The 17,962-nt window shown below is 64.5% G+C and carries 14 protein-coding genes; 3 read left to right on the forward strand and 11 right to left on the reverse strand.

Annotation, left to right across the window (positions count from 1 at the left end):
• Positions 1-445 precede the first annotated feature (445 nt).
• The gene (locus AC066Y_RS28575; protein WP_478276776.1) at positions 446-1,444 is read left to right on the forward strand and encodes a helix-turn-helix transcriptional regulator; all 999 of its coding nucleotides are present in this window, start codon (positions 446-448) and stop codon (positions 1,442-1,444) included.
• A 33-nt stretch (positions 1,445-1,477) separates the two neighbouring features.
• On the opposite strand, the gene AC066Y_RS28580 is transcribed toward AC066Y_RS28575, so the two are convergent.
• From AC066Y_RS28580 to deoC, 8 genes are all read right to left on the reverse strand, one after another.
• Entirely contained in the window at positions 1,478-2,569 is a 1,092-nt protein-coding gene (locus tag AC066Y_RS28580) for an ABC transporter ATP-binding protein (protein WP_478276777.1), read from the reverse strand.
• Between the two features lie 83 nt (positions 2,570-2,652).
• Complete coding sequence (locus AC066Y_RS28585) at positions 2,653-4,092, reverse strand: extracellular solute-binding protein (protein ID WP_312000884.1); 1,440 nt, start codon at positions 4,090-4,092, stop codon at positions 2,653-2,655.
• Positions 4,093-4,141: 49 nt separating this feature from the next.
• Complete coding sequence (locus AC066Y_RS28590; RefSeq protein WP_478276778.1) at positions 4,142-5,179, reverse strand: carbohydrate ABC transporter permease; 1,038 nt, start codon at positions 5,177-5,179, stop codon at positions 4,142-4,144.
• Positions 5,176-6,051: a carbohydrate ABC transporter permease gene (locus tag AC066Y_RS28595; protein ID WP_478276779.1), complete on the reverse strand. Its 876-nt coding sequence runs from the start codon at positions 6,049-6,051 to the stop codon at positions 5,176-5,178. The genes AC066Y_RS28590 and AC066Y_RS28595 overlap by 4 nt, the downstream gene beginning before the upstream one ends.
• 7 nt (positions 6,052-6,058) lie before the next feature.
• Positions 6,059-6,982 (reverse strand): ribokinase, encoded by a 924-nt coding sequence (locus AC066Y_RS28600; RefSeq protein ID WP_478276780.1) that lies wholly within the window; start codon positions 6,980-6,982, stop codon positions 6,059-6,061.
• 4 nt (positions 6,983-6,986) lie between these two features.
• Entirely contained in the window at positions 6,987-7,442 is a 456-nt protein-coding gene (locus tag AC066Y_RS28605) for an RbsD/FucU family protein (RefSeq protein WP_478276781.1), read from the reverse strand.
• Between the two features lie 81 nt (positions 7,443-7,523).
• Positions 7,524-9,911 (reverse strand): aldehyde dehydrogenase family protein, encoded by a 2,388-nt coding sequence (locus AC066Y_RS28610; protein WP_478276782.1) that lies wholly within the window; start codon positions 9,909-9,911, stop codon positions 7,524-7,526.
• Positions 9,912-9,921: 10 nt separating this feature from the next.
• The gene (gene deoC, locus AC066Y_RS28615) at positions 9,922-10,839 is read right to left on the reverse strand and encodes a deoxyribose-phosphate aldolase (RefSeq protein WP_478276895.1); all 918 of its coding nucleotides are present in this window, start codon (positions 10,837-10,839) and stop codon (positions 9,922-9,924) included.
• Between the two features lie 349 nt (positions 10,840-11,188).
• Between deoC and AC066Y_RS28620 the strand changes: the two genes are divergently transcribed.
• Positions 11,189-11,983 carry a DeoR/GlpR family DNA-binding transcription regulator gene (locus AC066Y_RS28620; RefSeq protein WP_478276783.1) on the forward strand — a complete coding sequence of 265 codons (795 nt, stop codon included), beginning with the start codon at positions 11,189-11,191 and terminating at the stop codon, positions 11,981-11,983.
• Positions 11,984-12,063: 80 nt separating this feature from the next.
• Here the strand turns inward: AC066Y_RS28620 and AC066Y_RS28625 are convergent, their stop codons facing one another.
• The 3 genes from AC066Y_RS28625 to AC066Y_RS28635 form a co-directional block, all read right to left on the reverse strand.
• Positions 12,064-13,215 (reverse strand): substrate-binding domain-containing protein, encoded by a 1,152-nt coding sequence (locus tag AC066Y_RS28625; RefSeq protein WP_478276784.1) that lies wholly within the window; start codon positions 13,213-13,215, stop codon positions 12,064-12,066.
• Between the two features lie 74 nt (positions 13,216-13,289).
• Positions 13,290-14,282 carry an ABC transporter permease gene (locus AC066Y_RS28630; RefSeq protein ID WP_478276785.1) on the reverse strand — a complete coding sequence of 331 codons (993 nt, stop codon included), beginning with the start codon at positions 14,280-14,282 and terminating at the stop codon, positions 13,290-13,292.
• The gene (locus tag AC066Y_RS28635; RefSeq protein WP_478276786.1) at positions 14,279-15,853 is read right to left on the reverse strand and encodes a sugar ABC transporter ATP-binding protein; all 1,575 of its coding nucleotides are present in this window, start codon (positions 15,851-15,853) and stop codon (positions 14,279-14,281) included. Before AC066Y_RS28635 ends, AC066Y_RS28630 begins: the two co-directional genes overlap by 4 nt.
• Before the next feature lie 269 nt (positions 15,854-16,122).
• Here AC066Y_RS28635 and AC066Y_RS28640 point away from each other — a divergent pair, with 269 nt between their 5' ends.
• Positions 16,123-17,955, forward strand: coding sequence for an outer membrane protein assembly factor BamB family protein (locus AC066Y_RS28640; protein WP_478276787.1), 1,833 nt, complete (start codon positions 16,123-16,125; stop codon positions 17,953-17,955).
• The last annotated feature ends 7 nt before the right edge of the window (positions 17,956-17,962 follow it).

Raw genomic sequence — 17,962 nt, forward strand, 5'->3', positions numbered from 1 at the left:
CATGGCGAGTGTGGCGGCCCGGATGCGCGGAGGGTGGGTGTCAGCAACCGAATCCTACGCCACCTCAGCGGCTTACGCCACGCTCGCCAGCCTCTCAACAAGCCGCTGATGAATAAGACGGGCTAGCACGATCGGTCGCGAACGTTGCGCATTCGCGCGTGCTCTCAAACGTCAGCGTGGCGCAACCAAATCGGAACTTTCGCGCGATCCAGGCGTGCGAATGAGATCAAATGTTACCTTCCGCACCTCTGCTGCGTAATCTGGATAGTTCGTTCGAAAATCGGATATTGAAGGGATCAAGAAGGAGAGCGGGCCGAACCCAGCAAAGCTGTGCTAGTGTGGTGATGCGGCCTATGCGTGTGGCGGACGCCCTGAACGATCGATACCCGATCCCGATGGATCGGGGCATCTCGCGGACGGCAAACATCCGATGGTTAGGAATTTGATGGTCGAAGACATACTCGTTGCACCTCCGACGCGATCGGGATCATCGTTTGAAGAGCTGCTGGAAATGCTCCAGCCGCACGGGATCAATGCGCGCTCCTCGCCCCAGCCTGACGAATCGTTTCGCTGGCATGCGGATATTGCAATTGGGGCGGAAATCGACGTCGTGCGGGCGGAACTGTCTGCGGGTTGGGATTGGCACTATTCGTACGAGAGTACGTCGGGTGAGCTCGCGATAAGCCTGCTGAATGCCGGCAAGGCCGAGATGCGCATTGCAGGAAAGAGCGTGCAACGAACCCCCGCCGAGATTGCGATCGTTCCGCTTCCGACGATGCAGGCGCAGCGGGTCGAAGCGGTCGATGGACGATACGCGAGCGTCACGCTCACCTTGCATACGGGCATGGTGACAAAGGTGCTGTCCGCGACGTTCGGGAGCACAGCGCTGGAAGACCTCAATCTGACACCGATCGTCGATCTGTCGACCGGCGCCGGGCAGACCCTTCTTCAGCTTGTTCGTGCCAGCGCGACCGGCTTGTATGACGGCATCTTGGCACGCTCACCGAAAGCCAGCGCGCTGCTCTCCGAAGCTGCGATCCAGCTCATCCTAGAGAACGTCCCGCATCGGCTGAGCGACCGGTTGAACCGCTATCCGCCGGATGCGCCGCCGCGTTACATTCGGCGGGCTGTCGAGTATATGCGGGCCAATCCTCATCTGCCGCTGACGATATCGGATCTTGCTGCAACGGTTGGTGTCAGCAGCCGGCTGCTGCAATTGGGCTTCCGCAAAATTCACGGCACGACGCCTGTCGCCTATCTGCGGAAGATTCGACTTGAAGCGATCCACGATGAGCTGTCGCGACCGGAGAACATGCTCCCGATCAGCGAAGTTGCACTGAAGTGGGGCTTTACGCATCTGGGCCGTTTCGCAGCGGTGTACCGCTCCACATTTGGCCTGTATCCGTCCGATACGGTGCGACGAGCCCGAGGGTTCTGCAGCTAAGAGAGCTTAGGTTGCACTCAACGCCGCGGCAAATCAGGAAATGGCCATCCCTGACACCTTGTCGAACAAATGCGTTCGCTCGAGATCGAGCGCGACGTCGATGACATGATCCGGCTCCGCGGCAACGCCGACCGGCATTTGCGCCGTAAACGCAAAGCCGGCGACGGTCCCGATCACCAGCGTGTGCGGCCCCAGCGGCTCCACGTCTTTCACGAGCAGCCGGACGGAAGATCCGTCCGGCGCGCCTTGCCGCAACACATGATCTGGCCGCACGCCGAGCACCACCGGCTTGCCGACGCTGCCCGCATAGGCCGCCTCACGCGACTTCGGCACGCGCAACGCCGTGCCCGATGGCGCGGTGAAGGTGAGCGCGCCGTCGCGGGCGATGATCTCGCCATCGATGAAGTTCATGCTGGGCGCGCCCATGAAGCCTGCGACGAACCGATTGCTGGGCTTCTCGTAGATCGTGATCGGATCGGCCGCCTGCTCGATCCGGCCTCTGTTCATCACCACGACACGATCGGCCATCGTCATGGCTTCGACCTGGTCGTGGGTGACATAGACGATGGTCTTGGCGAGACGGCGATGCAGCGCCTTGATCTCGGTCCGCATCTCGATGCGGAGCTTGGCGTCGAGATTGGACAGCGGCTCGTCGAACAGAAACACGTCCGGGCTGCGCACGATGGCACGGCCGATCGCCACGCGCTGGCGCTGCCCGCCGGACAGCTGCTTGGGCCGCCGCTGCAAATATTGCTCCAGATCGAGGACGCGCGCCACGTCATTGACGGCCTTCTCGATGCTGGCGCGCGATTCACCGCGCACCTTCATGCCGTAGCCGATGTTCTCGCCGACCGTCATGTGCGGATAGAGCGCGTAATTCTGGAACACCATCGCGCAGTTGCGCAAACCGGGGCGCAACTGCGTCACGTCGCGGTTGCCGATGCGGATGGCTCCGCTGGTGACGGCCTCCAGTCCCGCAATCATTCGCAATGTCGTGGTCTTGCCGCAGCCGGACGGGCCGACCAGCACGACAAACTCCTCGTCGGCCACGTTGAGGTCGAGCCCTTCGATGATCTTGTAGGGCCCGTATGCCTTGCTGACGTTCTCGATCTCGACGTGCGCCATGGAATCCTTTTCCGTCCTTTCGTCGACGGCTGGTCAAGCCCCGGATGACGCTCGCGCATCATCCGGGAGGTCTCACTGGAAGGCTAGTTCTTGGGCGGGAGGCCCATCGCGGCGCGATAGGCGGCAAGCTGCTTGGCCCGGCCGAATTCGTCGGTCAGGCGATTCCACTCCTTCGCCATCGCGTCGAGCGCCGCCTGCGGCGTGGTCTGGCCGGCCAGCGCCTTGCCGAGCTCGATCTCCACCACCTCGGTATAGGAGAAATAGCCGGGCAGACGCATGTCGAGCGCGACGTTCTTGGCGTTGATGGAGTCCGATTGCGCGCCGAGATATTCCTTGGCCTCTTCCGGCGAGAAGATCTTGCTCCACAGTTGCAGATTGGCGGTGTGCGATTTGCGATAGGGATTGACGCCGCTGCCGCCGGTGATCGCCGCCTGGCCCGACACTTCGGGGCTCGTCAGCGTCTTGACGAAATCCCACGCCGCCTGCTGGTTCTTGCCGGCCTTCGGCACCGCGATCTGCCAGCCGCCGAATGCCATGAACGGGCCCGGAAGCACGCTCGGGAACTTGTCCCACTTCTTGGTCTTGGCGTTCCAGATCTCGTCCGAACCGGGCAGCATCGCCGAGCCGACCTTGCCCGAGATCTTCGACTGCTTCGGATCGGCCGCGATGACACCGGTGTCGCCCCAGCCGATCGATTCCGCCACCTGGCCGCCGGCCACGGCAGCGTTCACCTCGCCGAACGAGAAGTTCAGCGCGTTGGGGGGCCCGAGCTTCGATGCGCGGATGTATTCCTCGAGCCCCTTCACCCAGCCCGGGTTGTTGATCTGCGCGTCCATCGTCTCGGGGTCGAAGAACATCGCACCCGGATAGTTCGGATTGTTGGCGTAGGCCGCCGCATGGCTGAAGAAGAACCAGAACTGCTGACCGCCGCGACGGAACGCTTCCGCGGTTCCCCACAGGCCCTTGTCCGGCCGCTGGAAGAACTCCGCAATGTCGAGATACTGCTTCCAGGTCTTCGGCGGCGCGAGGTCGTAGCCGTACTTGGCCTTGAAGGCGTCCTTCTCCTTGGGATCGCTGAACAGGTCGGTGCGGTAGGTGTAGGTGTGGACGTCGCCGTCCATCGATTGCGAGTAGATCTTGCCTTCCCATACCATCAGGCGTTCGCGATAGGCCGGCTCGATGTCGTCCCAGTCCTTGCCGGACTGCATCTCCTTCGGCATCTCGCTGAGATAGGGGACGAAATCCGGCAGCCAGGCCGGCGCGAAGCTGACCAGGTCGAACGTCGCGTCGGACGCCGTGAGCGATGTCGCGATCTTCGGATAGAGCTCGGACCAGGGAAACTCGACGACATTGACCTTGCCGCAGGTCTTCTTGGCCCATTCGTCTGCGCCGAGCTTGAGCGCGGATGCGATATAAGGTCCGGTCTGCGACGCCACCGTCAGGGTGACGCCGGTGTAATCCGGACTGCAGGCAGCATTCGCCTGGCTTGCGGCACAGGCCATCGCCAGCGAGGTGGTCAACATCAGGAACGTCCGTCGCAACATCGTCTAGTCCTCCCTACAAGGTTTTTTGCTATTTGATGGCCCCGAGCAGCAGGCCCGACCGCATCATCCGGCTGAGCAGGCCCGCCATGATCATCATGGGAACGATTGCGACGAGCGCCGCAGCTGATATCGCCCACCATTCGTCGCCGCGCTGGCTGTTCTGTCCTGCCACCAGGATGGGCAGCGTCTGCCATCTGGAATTGGTCAGGAACAGCGCGAACAGAAACTCATTCCAGACGAAGGCCAGCGTGATCATGAATGTCGCCAGCAGCCCGTTCATCGACATCGGCACGACGATGCCGAAGAAGATGCGCCAGCTCGGCACGTTGTCGACCATCGCGGCCTCTTCGACCTCGATCGGCACCGCCTCGAAGAAGTCGCGCATCAGCCAGACGACAATCGGCAGCGAGAAGGCGACGTAGCACAGCGTCAGGCCGACGAAGCTGTCGATGAGCTGGAAACCCAGCCGGCCGATCTCGCTGTAGAGCAGATACAGCGCAAAGGCCGTCACGATCGGCGGAAACATGCGCTGGCTGACGAACCAGAACAGGATGTCCTCATTGCCGAGGATCGGTCCGGGCAACGGCAGGCGGTTGGCGACGACGGCAGCGATCAGCGCGATCGGAAAGGCGAGTAGCAGCGCCTGCGGCCGGGTAAATCCGAACGTCGCGTTGAAGAGCAGATAGCCGCCGAGCGCGAGCAGGAAGAACACGAGGCCCGCACCAAGGCGTACCCTGAATTCGAACCGCACCAGCGCATAGGCCGCCATCGCGCCGATCGCGGTAGCGATGGCCGCGGCCGACAGGCCGACGATGGTCGAATTCAGGAAGGTGTGGAAGAACTCGCCGCGGATCCCCTGATAGAGATCGATGAAGGGCTGCAAGGTCGGTGTGAAATCGATGAACGGCAGATAGGTCGGCCCGCCGACCACGCCCGGCGGCGTCTTGAACGCGGTCACCACCACCCAGTAGAGCGGAAACACCGTGATCAGGCACCAGACGAGGACGCCAACCGCGACCAGGCGGCGGCTCCATGGCGACAATCCCGTCAAGCCCTGTCCGCTCATCGGCGCTTCTCCAGATGCGGCCGCAGCAGCGCCAGATAGGTGACGCCGATGATCGTGATCGCGATCAGGAACAGGAAGCTGAGCGCCGACGTATAGCCAAGATTGAACTTCTTGAAGCCTTCCTGATAGGCGAACAGCGTCAGCGTCTCGGTGTCGACGCCCGGCCCGCCGCCTGTCATCACGAACACCGTGTCCATGATCTTGTAGCTCTCGATGAGGCGGATGAAGACGATCGCGGCCGAGATCGGCAGCAGCATCGGAAAGGTGATGCCCCAGAACTGCTGCCAGGCGCTGGCATTCTCGAGCTCGGCGGCCTCATAGACATCTTCGGGAAGCGTTTGCAGGCCGGCCAGCATCATCAGAATGACGAACGGGGTCCACTGCCAGACCTCGACCGCGATGATGCAGGCGAGCGCCCAATGTCCATTGGTGAGGAACGGCAGGTTGACCAGGCCGAACTTCGACAGGAACTGGTTGAGCGGCCCCATCGTCGGGTTGAACATCATGCGCGCGACCAGCGCGACCGCGACCGGCGCGAGCAGCATGGGCAGCAGCAAGGCGACGCGAAACAGCCGCTCGCCCGGCACCCGCGCGTTCAGCGCCAGCGCAACGCCGAAACCGATCGCGTATTGCAGGGCGACGGCGATGAAGGCAATCAGCGTCGTCGTGAAGATCGCATTCCAGAACCGCGGCTCCTGCAACAGCGTGGCATAATTGCCGAGCCAGACCACCCGCGGCGGGATCGGCGGAATCAGGCGATAGCTCAGGAAGCTCGTGGTGAGCGAATAGATCAGCGGAAAGATCGAGATCGCCAGCACGACGAGCACCGCCGGCCAGATGAAGACATGCTTGATCGGATCATTCCGCAACATCGCGCGATCATCCCTTCAGCAGCGCGTCGATCTCCGCGCGCCGCGGCATCGCGGGCGCGGTGCCCGGTCGCGTCACCGCGATTCCGGCCGTGGCCGAACCGAAGCGCGCAGCCTCCAGCGGATCGGCGCCGTCGGCGAGCGCCGCCGCAAAGCCGCCGACGAAGGCGTCGCCTGCGCCGGTGGTTTCGACCACCTTGCCTGCGGCGAAGGGCGGCACGTGCACCGAGCGATCCCGCGCATGAAACAAGGCGCCGCGCTCGCCGAGCGTGATCAGCGCCGTTCCTGCGCCTTTCGCCAGCAAGGCATCGCCGGCGCGGCGGGCACCGGCGAGATCGCCGACCGCGATCCCGGTCAGCGCTTCGGCCTCGGTCTCGTTGGGGACGACATAATCGCAGAGCGCAAACAGGCCAGAGTCGAACTTGATCGCCGGCGCCGGATTGAACACGGTGATGCTGCCGGCGGCACGCGCGATCTCGAGCCCGCGCCGCGCCGCATCGACCGGCTGCTCGAGCTGCGTCACGAACACGCGGCTGTCGCGGATGGCGTCGGCCACCGCGTCGACATCGGCCGGACCGATCCCGCCTGCTGCGCCCGGCACCACGATGATCGCGTTATCGCCGCGCGTCTCGTGGACGTAGATGAACGCAGCTCCAGTCGGCGCGTCCGCCGTCCTGGCCACGCGCGGCCGGATTCCCTCGGCCTCCCAGGTCTTGATCGCGAGCTCGCCGAAGGCATCGCTGCCGATCCGGGAGATGAAGCTCACGCTGGCGCCGGCCCGCGCGGCCGCGACAGCCTGGTTGGACCCCTTGCCGCCGGGTCCCATGGCGAATCCCGATCCGGCAATCGTCTCGCCGATCGCCGGCATGTTGCCGGCGCGGAACGCGAGGTCGACGACGAACACGCCGAGGACGGCGACGCCCTGCTTGCTCATGTCGTCACTCCCCGTCCGGCGCAATGACGCCCTTGCTGAACAGGAAGCAGCCGTAGAAACGCCGCTCGCCGGTCGCGATCACGCAATAGGCCGTCTTGGCCTTCTCGTAGAACGCATGGCGCTCGACGCCGACCAGCGGCCAGGATCGTCCCTCGGCGCGATCGATCGCGGCCTGCACCTCGCGCTGCACGGGAGGCACTTCCTGGGCCTGGCCGACGATCTCCATGCGGATCGCGGCATCGTCGACGAAGGTATCGAGCGGCATCACCGAGAGAACGGCTTCGACCGCCTGGGCGGCACTCACATTGTCGATACGCAGCAGCCGGCCAAGCACGCTCTGGCGCGCGATCGAGTCGGCCGGAAAATTGGTGTCGCACACCACCAGGCGATCGCCGTGCCCCATCGCCCGCAGGGCATAGAGCACGTCGGCATTGAGCAGTGGATTGATGCCCTTGAGCATGTTGCGTTCCCTCCTTTGTCGTCCAAATCGCCGAACTCTCGTGGTTCGGGCCCCAATCGATATCACCGCAAAGTGACGTCCCTAGTCGCCATACGGAATCCAGATGTTCTTCACCTGCACGGCATGGCGGAGCAGGATCGGGCCCTCGCTCGCGGCCCTGTCGTACCAGTCGATCGCGAGGCCTTGATCGACCAGCGTGCGCTTGAGATTACCGATCGAGTACCGTTCGGCCGCCGTCGAGGCGTTCTGCGACCCGAACGCCCAGAGCGCGTCGACATCGTCATGCTCGGCAAGGACCTTGACCAGATCGTCGCGATCGCCGGTGACGATGTTGACCACGCCGCCCGGGACGTCCGAGGTCTCGAGCACCTGGTAGAAGTCGGTCGCGGCGAGCGGATGCCGCTCGCTCGGCACCGCGACGACCCGGTTGCCCATTGCGATCAATGGCGCCACGAGACTGATGAAGGCAAGCAGCGGCGCCTCGTCCGGACAGGCGACACCGACCACGCCGATCGGCTCGTGCATCGCGAGCGCCACGCCGCGCAGCGGCGGCGCGTGGATGGATCCCTCGAATTTATCCGCCCAGGCGCCGTAGCTGAACAGCCGCTCGATGCTGGCATCGACCTCGGTGCGCGCCTTTGCTGCCGACACGCCGGTCATGTCGGCGATGCGCCGGGCGAACTCGTCGCCGCGCGCGGACAGATTCTCGGCCAGGTAATAAAGGATCTGAGCGCGATTATGCGCCGACGCCCGCGCCCATCCCTCGGCGGAGCGCGCCGCGGCGACCGCATTGCGGATATCCTTGCGATTGCCCTCGCCTGCCTCGCCGAGGCGCCGGCCCTTCGGCGAGAGCACCGCGCGCGAATAATTGCCGTCCGGACGGACCTGCTTGCCGCCGACGAACAGCTTGGCCGTTCGATCGATCGGCGGCACGTCGAAGCCGGCGCTGGCGCCGGACGCCGTCGGCAGCGGCGATGGCTTGGCCCGCGCCTTGCGTCCGCTCCAGGCCTTCGGCTTGAGATACTCATACATGCCTTCACGGCCGCCCTCGCGGCCGAAGCCGGATTCGCGATAGCCGCCGAAGCCGACGCTGGCGTCGAACAGATTGGTCGCATTGACCCAGACCACGCCGGCCAGGAGTTTCGGCGCGATGTCGAGCGCCAGCCCGATCGTCTCGCTCCACACGCTGGCGGCAAGGCCGTAGCGCGTGTTGTTGGCGAGCATCACCGCCTCGTCGGGCGTACGGAACGTCATCGCCACCAGGACCGGACCGAAGATCTCTTCAGTCGCAACCGTCGAGGACGGATGCACGTTCCAGAGCAGGGTCGGCGGATAGAAGCAGCCTTCCGTCGGCGTCGCGCCGGACGCCTGATATTTCTCGGCGCCTTCCTTCACCCCGATCTCGACCAGCGACTTGATCCGCTCGAGTTGCACCGGCGCGACGACAGCGCCCATATCGATCGCCTTGTCGAGCGGCATGCCGACGCGAAGCGTCTCCATGCGGCGGATCAGGCGCCTGCGGAAGGTCTCCGCAATTCCCTCCTGCAAAAGCAGCCGTGAGCCGGCGCAGCAGACCTGGCCCTGGTTGAACCAGATGGCATCGACCACGCCTTCCACCGCGCCATCGAGATCGGCATCGTCGAACACGATGAACGGCGATTTGCCGCCGAGCTCCAGCGTCAGCGATTTTCCGGTCCCTGCAGTCGACTGGCGGATCAGCCGCCCGACCTCGGTCGAACCCGTGAAGGCGATCTTGTCGACACCGGGACTTTCGACGAGCAACGCGCCGGTGGCACCGTCACCGGTGACGACATTCAATACGCCCGGCGGCAGGCCGGCCTCGGCCGAAAGTTCGGCGAACAACAGCGCGGTGAGCGAGGTGAACTCCGCCGGCTTCAGCACCACCGTGTTGCCCGCGGCCAATGCCGGCGCGATCTTCCAGGCCAGCATCAGCAGCGGGAAATTCCATGGGATGATCTGCCCGATCACGCCAATCGGCACCTGATCGGCGAACTCCCGGTCCTGCAACTGCGCCCAGCCGGCGTGATAGAGGAAATGGCGCGCCGCAAGCGGCACGTCGAGATCGCGGGTTTCCCGGATCGGCTTGCCATTGTCGATCGCCTCCAGCACGGCGAACAGCCGGGCGTGACGCTGCAGCATGCGCGCCAACGCGTAGAGATGACGCGCGCGGCCATGGCCGCCGAGCTTTGCCCACGCGACTTGCGCGGTGCGCGCGGCGTTGACCGCCGCCTCGACATCGGCAGCGTCGCCCAGCGCGATGCGCGCCAGCGCCTTGCCGGTGGCAGGCTCGCTTGTCGTGAGGTGCTTGCCCCCATGCGGCGCTGTGAACTTCCCGGCGATGAAATGCCCGAACGTGGCGCCATGCCGCGCCAGCCAGGCGCGCGCCTCGCCGTCCGCCTCGGGCGCGGGGCCATACTCCATGCTCTCGAAATAGTTGGCGACGCTCATCGCTGGAGTCTCATCCCACGGGGTGGCGGTTGAAAGCCGAGTAGTGGCCGGTCACGTGATGCTCGAGCTGCCGCTCGATGTCGGCGAGCAGGCTGGAGGCGCCGATGCGGAACAGATCCGGCTCGAGCCAGTCGCGTCCGAGTTCCTCCTTCATCAGGAACTGGTAGTTGAGCACGTCTTTTGCCGTCGAGATGCCACCAGCCGGCTTGAAGCCGATCTTGTAGCCGGTGCGCTCCTGATAGAGGCGGATCATCCGCAGCATCGCCAGCGTCACCGGCAGCGTCGCGTTCACGCCTTCCTTGCCGGTGGAGGTCTTGATGAAATCGGCACCGGCCATCATGCAGACCATCGAGGCCTTCGCGACATTGCGCAGCGTCTTGAGGTCGCCGGTGGCCAGGATCGTCTTCAGATGCGCGTTGTCGCAGACCGCGCGGAAATCCCGGACCTCGGCGTAAAGCGCCCGCCAATCGCCGGTCAGCACGTGCTCACGCGTGATGACGATGTCGATTTCCTGCGCGCCATTCCGGACCGACGCCTCGATCTCCTTCAGCTTCAGCTCATGCGGCACGAGGCCTGCGGGAAAGCCGGTCGAGACCGCGGCGACAGGGATGCCGGATCCATCGAGCGCTTCGACGGCGGTGCCGACGAACCGATCGTAGACACAGACCGCTCCGGTATGCAGCGCGCGCCCGGCAAAGCCAAGCTGCTCGAGAAGGTCGCCGCGCACGGGCGCCTTGGCCTTGGCGCAGAGCCGCTTGACCCGTTCGGCCGTGTCGTCGCCGTTCAGCGTCGTCAGGTCGATGCAGGTGATCGCCTTGAGCAGCCACCCCGCCTGTGCGTCCTTCTTGACCGTGCGCCGGCCCGGCAGGCTCGCGACCCGCCGTTCGGCGGCCGACAGATTGATCCTGATGTCGTCGACCCAATCCATCTCGAGCGCGCGGCCGCTGTTGCGCGGCAGCGGATGCAAATGCTCGCCGCCCGGGGAAGGCGACTGCACGGCCAACGGGGACGGATTCTGGATGAAGACGCTCTGCGTCATGGAAACGCCTTGCGGTCCTAGCGAATCGACGAGGTGGCCAGATAGATTGAATGTGTCGATCGCAACATGTGATCCTCCCCTGACCTCGCCGCCGGGTTTGCCGCCTGCCGAGGACGATATCGTCTCGACACCGGATTAGCCCGCCGGACCGGATGTTATTATTGTAACAAATCTACGTTGATAAACTCACAACATTGTAAGATCATTGTCAATCGGATAAGCAAGCTCGGCGATCAAAATGGCTGAAACCTCCAACGCACGACCAAGCGAGACACGCGTCCAGCGCCTGCAGAGGCTGCGCCGCGCCGTCGAATCGAGTGGTGCGCTGCATCTGAAGGACGCCGCCGAGCTCCTCAAGGTTTCCGAAATGACGGTGCGGCGCGACCTCGCTGGTCCGGAGGCTGCCCTCGCTTTGCTCGGCGGCTACGTCGTCAATGCGGCGTCGCCGACCGGCATCAAGTACACGCTCGAGCAGGAAATCGACCAGCACACCCAGGACAAGCGCCTCGCCTGCCGGGCTGCTGCCGCCTCCATCAGGGAAGGCGACACGATCTTCATCGACTGCGGCACCACGATGCAGTCGCTGGCGGACTGCCTGCCCGAGGATCTGCCGCTCTCGGTGATCTGCTATTCGATGAACGTGGCGTCGATCGTGACCCGGCGGCCCGGCACGCAGGTGATGCTGATGGGCGGGCTCTATCATCCCTCGTCGCAGTCCTTTGCGTCGGACGACGGCCTGTCCTATCTGCGGCGGCTCGGGATCAACAAGGCCTTCATCTCCGCCGGCGGGGTGCACTGGACCCGCGGCGCGAGCTGCTCCAACTTTCACGAAGTCGCCGTCAAGCAGGCCGTCATCGAGACCGCGATGGAGAGCACCCTGGTGATCGACGCGAGCAAGCTCGGCAGTCTCAAGTCGGCATTCTTCTCCGATATCGCCGCGTTCACGCGGATCATCGTCGGCGGCACGGCGTCATCGGAGATGCGCAAGCACTTCCGCAGCCTTCCTGTCGAGTACGTGACCAGCGCAACCTGATCCGAGCGGGGGCTGGCACGCCCGGATCAGGCTGCTCACGATGCGCGGGCTCGCGGGACCGCGCATCGAACTCGTGCGGCTCAGTTGCAGGCGGGCTTCGCCTTGTTGCAGGCGTCGGTCAGTTCCGGCGGCGGCTCCTTCTTGAACACCGTCTTGTAGGATTCCAGCACGTTGGACTGCGTCACCGGCAGCGACTGCACGCCGACCCAGCCGGGCGTTTCCTTGCCGAGCAACGCGTTCATCATCGCCATCGCTTCCGCGACGCCCTGATCATACGGGCGCTGCGAGCCGGTCGCCTTCAACGGACCGCCCTTGGCGATCTCGATCGCCGATTGCAGACCGAGGTCGACGGTCGTGACCGGAATGTCGATGCCCTGCGCGCGCATCGAGCTCAGCGTATCGAGCGCCGGCTGATCCCAGACCGCGAACAAGCCCTTGATGTCAGGATTGCCGGTGAGGAAGTCACCGGCGATCTGCGACACCTTCGGCGGATCGGTGAAGTCGACCTGCTTCATCTTGATGTCGGGACGGTTCTTCTGCATCCACTCGCGGACACCCTTGGTGCGCTCGTTGGTGCTGAAATAGTCGACGCCGAAATTGACGAGGCCGATGGTGCCGCCCTGCGGCATACAGGAGGCCAGGATCTGGGCCGCGATCTGGCCATTGCCCTGGCTGTCCGCCGAGATCATCGAGGCATATTCCTCCGGATGCTTGAGGCCGGTCGGAATGCTGTCCATCAACACGAGCTTGATGCCGGCCTTCGCGATCTTCTTGTAGGTCGGCGCGGTCGCCGTGAAATCCACCGGGATCGAGATGATGCCGTCCGGATGCTGCTGGATGGTGTTCTCGATGTCGGCGATCTGCTTGTCGACCTGATATTCGGCGGATGCGACACCGGTCACCGTCACGCCGTACTTCTTGAGCGTGTCGGTGATGCCCTGGATCTGCAGTTGTGCCCAGTCGAGGTTGACGGTCTGCATGGAGATGCCGACCTTGAAGTGCTTCTCCTTGATCTTGGCGGCGTCGGCGTCCGACAGCGCGAGCACCTCCGGCGACGCGGCCTTCTCGCCGTGCGGCCCCTGACCGACGATCGATTTCGGTCCAAGCGTCCCGAGATCGACGCCTTTGACGCAGCTTGCCGGCACTTCGGCGCGGGCCGAGGGGGCGATCGAAATGGCCGTCGCCGCGATCAGCGCGGTCAGCGGCAGGGTTTGTCGCAAGATTGGCTTCATTGTTTCCTCCCTTTTTTGGTCGCCGATTGACCGGAGGCCGGCGACCTTGCCCCTACACTTTTCCGGATCGTGCTCTAGCGTTTCGTAAAGGCGACCGCGGCCACGATGATCGCCCCCTTGATGACGAGCTGCATCGGCGAGCTGACGCCGAGCAGCACGAGGCCGTTGTTGAGCGTGCCAATGATGAGGCTGCCGAACAGCGTTCCCAGGATGTAGCCGCGCCCGCCGAACAGGCTGCAGCCACCGAGGATCACGGCGGCAATGACGTCGAGCTCCATCCCCTGCACGACGTCGGGCCGCGCGGCATGTGAGCGCGCGGACAGCACCAGCGCCGCAAGCCCGGCCAGCGCGCCGGTCAGTACAAAGGCCGCCGTCGTCACCCATTTGGTGTTGATCCCGGAATAGAGCGCCGCGGTCGGATTGCCGCCGACCGCATAGATGCGACGGCCGAACACGTTGTAGTGCAGCAGCAGGATGCCGACGATCATCGCCACCAGCGTCCAGGCAATGGGAACGGGTATGCCCAGGAACGTGCCTTCGCCGAAGATCGCAAAATAGGTCTCGTTGGTGATGATGACCGGCTTGGTATTGGTCACCATCATCGCCAGCCCCCGCGCCATGCTCAGCGATCCCAGCGTCACCAGGAAGGACGGGATCGAGAGCTGCGTGGTCAGGATGCCGTTGAGCAGCGCGACCAGCGCGCCAGTCCCGAGGCCAGCAACGGCCCCGACGATCCAGCTGTTGCTGATCTGGCTCATGGCGAGCGCAGCCGCCATGCCCGACAGCGCCAATGTTGATGCGACCGACAGATCGATCTGACGTGCGATGATCACGAAGGTCATGCCGACCGCGATGATCGACACCAGGGTCGTCTGGCGTCCGATATTCAGGAAATTGTCGAGCGACAGGAACCAGGGCGAGGACAGGCTGAACACGACCAACAGCACAACGAAGGCGATGTACAGCATGTAGGGCCGCTCACCGCGCAGCAGGTTCTGCAGCAGCTTGCGGCGACGATCGGTTCGGGTCGACGAGGCGACGACATTGGGCGCGGTCAGTTCGGTCATGCGGGCAGCTCTTGCAATAGGCCTTGTCCGGAAGCCTGGTACATTTGCAGCAGATGATGGAGCTCTTCGGCATCATCGATCTCGCCGCGCGCCAGCGTTCGCGCCACGCGTCCGTCGACGATCACGGAGATGCGGTCGCAGAGCTCGATCAGCTCGACGAGATCCGAGGAGACGATCAGGACGCCGCTGCCGTCGCGGGCGGCATTGCGGATCACGCCATAGATTTCCTCGCGTGCGCCGACGTCGACGCCGACCGTCGGTTCGTCCAGCAGCAGCACGCGCGGCCGCGGATCATTCCATTTTCCGAACACGACCTTCTGCTGGTTGCCGCCGGACAGTGTCCTGACCAGGCTGGAAGCGCCCTGCGCCTTCACCGAAAGCCGCGCGACCGCAGCGTCCGCACGCCGGGCGGCGGCGCGTTGCTGCATAAAACCCCAGCGCGAGAAATGCGGAATCCGCGGCAGAGTGATGTTGCGTTCGATCGAATGGTCGAGCACCAGGCCTTGCACGTGCCGATCCTCCGGCACCAGGGCGACACCCTGATCGATTGCATCCGCCGCGCTCTTCGGCAGCCATGGCCGGCCCTCGATCTCGAGGGTGCCGCTTTCGGCCGGCCGAAGTCCGAAGATGGTCTCCAGAATCTCGGTGCGCCCGCTGCCGATCAATCCGGCAAGGCCGTGGATCTCCCCCTTCATCACCGTCAAGTCGACGGCCGACAGCCGGTCATTCGACACACCCGACAGCGACAGAACCGGCGATGAATCGAACGAACGCGTTGCCGCGGGCGCGGCGCGCGATGCTGCCGGCGCCAATCGATCGGTGCCGATGATGGCGTTCACCAGCCGCTTCATGTCGGTATCGGCGGTGACGAACGTGCCCGCATTGGCGCCATCGCGCAGCACGGTGACACGCTGCGAGATCTCGAACACCTCGTTGAGCCGATGGGTCACGTAGATCACGCCGACGCCGCGGCGCGTCGCCTTGCCGATCGCATCGAACAGGATGCGGACCTCATCCGACGTCAACGAGGATGTCGGCTCGTCGAGAATCAGGAGCCGCACCTCGCCCATCAGCGCCTTGGCGATCTCCGTCATCTGTCGGTAGGCGAACGGCAGCGAGCCGACCGTCGCGCGTGTATCAAGGGGAATGCCGAGCTCCCCCAGGAATGCTTCGGCTTTGGCCATCAGCTCGCGCTTCCGGACAAAGCCGAGCCGCGCGCGCGGCTCGCGGCCGAGCAACAGATTGTCGGCGACGCTCAGCGATTCGACGAGGCTGAGGTCCTGATAGACGACGGCGATCCCCGCTTCGCGCGATCTTGCCGGGCTGTCGAACATCACTGGCCTGCCGGCGATCTCGATCGTGCCGCTGTCGGCGGCATGAACGCCGCTGAGGATCTTGATCAGTGTGGATTTTCCGGCGCCGTTCTCGCCCAGCAGCGCATGTACCTCGCCAGAGACGACCTCGAGGTTGACGTCGCGCAGCGCGCGCACGCCGCCAAACCGCTTGTTGATGCCACCGACCGTCAAAAGCGACGCCGACGGCCGAGGCTCTGCCGCGATCGAACCGGACAATTCCATTTTCCTCCCATCGCCGCGCGGAACGCTGATGCGATGATGACATCTTGTTATTTTTGCAACTTATTGTGTTATAATTCTATCACATCAGGCGGCCTGTCAATGGGAGATCACGCCGTCCGGGGCTCGAATTGGGGGCGGCCGGTCGCGATCGGGTCGGGCACCGCCCGGCGCACGGGGCCGGCCTCCCCACGCACAATGGAAGCCGGCAGGTTGTGCTACGCTTCAGTCGCTCATCTCATCAAAGCCAACGCCGGTGAACCGCGATGAAACTGAGTGCTGCGATCGCCATCGTCCTGATCTGGTCGTGCCTTCCTGCGACTGCGCAGCAAGGCGGAGCCGCCCTCTACGCGCAACGCTGTGCGCAGTGTCACGACAGCAGCAACACCGATATTCGCGCGCCGAGCCGCACCGCGCTGCAATCAAGGTCGTTCGATGAAGTTCTGGGTGCGATCACCACCGGCCCGATGGCTTCGTTCGCACAGGGGCTGAGCAATGACGAGCGGGCGGCGATCGCCTCACTCGTCACCGGCAAGGCCGCCTCGCATGCGTCGGCCGACAGTGCAGGCCAATGCGCGCAGAGCGAGACCGGCTTCCCGCAACCGATCGATGGGCCACGGTGGAACGGCTGGGGCGCTGATCTCCACAACAGCCGGTTTCAGCCGGCGGCCATGGCCGGCCTCGCGCCAGACCAGGTCCCGCGGCTGCGCTTGAAGTGGGCCTACGGGTTTCCTGGCATGTCCACCGCTAACGCCCAGCCGACTGTCATCGGCGGCTTGCTGTTCGTCGGCGGCGGCGACCGCAATATCCACGCCCTCGACGCCAAGTCCGGATGCACCCGCTGGGTGTTTCCGACCGATGCGCCGGTCAGGGCGGCCATCAGTCTTGTCCCGATGGAAAATGGCCAGTCCGCCATCGTCTTTGGCGATGTGCTCGCCAACGTCTACGCCGTGAATGCGACGACCGGCGCGCTGATCTGGAAAAGCAGGGTTGAGGATCATCTGGCCGCGCGGATTACCGGCGCGCCAACCTTCCATTCCGGCGTTGTCTATGTCGGGGTGTCATCGATCGAGGAAGCCACGGGATCCCGGCCCACCTACCAATGCTGCACGTTTCGCGGCAGCGTCGTTGCGCTGAAGGCCGAAACCGGCGCGCAGATCTGGAAGAGCTACACCATCCCTGAAGCGCCGCATCCCACCCGGACCAACGCCATCGGGACTCAGCTGTTCGGGCCGGCCGGCGCATCGGTCTGGTCCGCACCGACGATCGATGTTCAGCGCCAGGCGCTCTATGTCGCGACATCGAACAGCTATGCCGACCCGGCAACCGACACCAGCGATGCCATCCTCGCGTTCGATCTCGCGACCGGGCGAATGCTTTGGCATCAGCAGGCGACGCCGAAGGACAGCTTCGTCGTCGCATGCTTCGGCACCGACCAGAGCAACTGTCCGCAGGACCGCGGCCCCGACCACGACTTCGGACAATCGCCCATCCTGGTGACCTTGCATAACGGACAACGTGAGCTGGTGATCGGCCAGAAATCCGGCGTGGTGCATGCGCTCGATCCCGACCATGAGGGCAAGATCCTCTGGCAGACGCGGATCGGCCAGGGTGGCCCGTTGGGAGGAACCGAATGGGGCTCCGCCGCGGACCTGGAGCGAATCTATGTCGCCAATTCCGACGTGCGGTTTCTGAGGGACGGCACGATGCGCCTCAACTCAAGCGAGGGCGGCGGCCTGTTCGGACTTGATCTTGCGACCGGGAAAATCGCGATGCAGGTGGCGCCGGTTGCCTGTGGCGATCGTCCCCAATGCAGTCCCGCCCTCTCCGCAGCGGTCACCCTCATTCCGGGCGTCGTCTTCTCGGGTGGCGTGAGCGGTTTCTTGCGCGCCTACGCCACCGATGACGCGCGGCTGCTTTGGGAGATCGACACCGCGCGCGACTACACCACGGTGAATGGTGTTCCGGCCCGTGGCGGCGCCATGGACGGCCCCGGCGCGGTCGTCGTCGACGGCATGCTGTATGTCAATTCCGGCTACGCGCAATGGGGCGGCCTGCCCGGCAACGTCCTGCTGGCCTTCGAGGTCGGCAACCCCTGACAAACGC

The organism is Bradyrhizobium sp. USDA3010 (assembly GCF_056429065.1).

Bases quoted from the DNA above. Each gene is read 5' to 3' on its own strand.
- AC066Y_RS28610 (WP_478276782.1), bottom strand. From the start codon at position 9,911: ATGAGCGTCGCCAACTATTTCGAGAGCATGGAGTATGGCCCCGCGCCC.
- AC066Y_RS28595 (WP_478276779.1), bottom strand. From the start codon at position 6,051: ATGTTGCGGAATGATCCGATCAAGCATGTCTTCATCTGGCCGGCGGTG.
- AC066Y_RS28580 (WP_478276777.1), bottom strand. From the start codon at position 2,569: ATGGCGCACGTCGAGATCGAGAACGTCAGCAAGGCATACGGGCCCTAC.
- AC066Y_RS28620 (WP_478276783.1), top strand. From the start codon at position 11,189: ATGGCTGAAACCTCCAACGCACGACCAAGCGAGACACGCGTCCAGCGC.
- AC066Y_RS28640 (WP_478276787.1), top strand. From the start codon at position 16,123: ATGAAACTGAGTGCTGCGATCGCCATCGTCCTGATCTGGTCGTGCCTT.
- AC066Y_RS28575 (WP_478276776.1), top strand. From the start codon at position 446: ATGGTCGAAGACATACTCGTTGCACCTCCGACGCGATCGGGATCATCG.
- deoC (WP_478276895.1), bottom strand. From the start codon at position 10,839: ATGGATTGGGTCGACGACATCAGGATCAATCTGTCGGCCGCCGAACGG.
- AC066Y_RS28590 (WP_478276778.1), bottom strand. From the start codon at position 5,179: ATGAGCGGACAGGGCTTGACGGGATTGTCGCCATGGAGCCGCCGCCTG.
- AC066Y_RS28605 (WP_478276781.1), bottom strand. From the start codon at position 7,442: ATGCTCAAGGGCATCAATCCACTGCTCAATGCCGACGTGCTCTATGCC.
- AC066Y_RS28630 (WP_478276785.1), bottom strand. From the start codon at position 14,282: ATGACCGAACTGACCGCGCCCAATGTCGTCGCCTCGTCGACCCGAACC.
- AC066Y_RS28585 (WP_312000884.1), bottom strand. From the start codon at position 4,092: ATGTTGACCACCTCGCTGGCGATGGCCTGTGCCGCAAGCCAGGCGAAT.
- AC066Y_RS28625 (WP_478276784.1), bottom strand. From the start codon at position 13,215: ATGAAGCCAATCTTGCGACAAACCCTGCCGCTGACCGCGCTGATCGCG.
- AC066Y_RS28600 (WP_478276780.1), bottom strand. From the start codon at position 6,982: ATGAGCAAGCAGGGCGTCGCCGTCCTCGGCGTGTTCGTCGTCGACCTC.